1 pseudogene is annotated in these 300 nt (G+C 67.0%); it reads right to left on the bottom strand.

Annotated features, from left to right (window positions below):
- Positions 1-300 (bottom strand): annotated as a pseudogene (locus GYB81_RS24305) (NCS2 family permease); the annotation flags it as partial.

The following is a 300-nucleotide window of genomic DNA, read 5'->3' as shown; positions in this document are numbered from 1 at the left end:
TTGTCCAGCAGGTCGGCCTTCTGCGCGACGCCCACCAGGGTGCCGGAAGTGTCGAACAGGTCGACGAAGAGGAAGGCGAAGATCACGCTGACCAGTCCGATATCCAGCGCGCCGGCGATATCCAGTTGCAGCAGGGTCGGCATCAGCGACGGCGGCATGGAGATCACGCCCGGCAGCTCGGACAGGCCGAGCGCGATGGACAGGCCGGTGACCAGCAGGATGCCGATCATCACCGCGCCGGTGACCTTGCGATAGGCCCGCGCGGCGCTGACGAAGAAGCCCAGGCAGGCCAGCAGTGCG

Origin of the sequence: Pseudomonas yangonensis, assembly GCF_009932725.1 — a bacterium.
In the GTDB taxonomy this organism is placed as follows: Bacteria; Pseudomonadota; Gammaproteobacteria; order Pseudomonadales; family Pseudomonadaceae; genus Aquipseudomonas; species Aquipseudomonas yangonensis.
The sequence above is the reverse complement of the archived record's forward strand: the minus strand, read 5'-3'. Positions and strand labels throughout refer to the sequence as shown.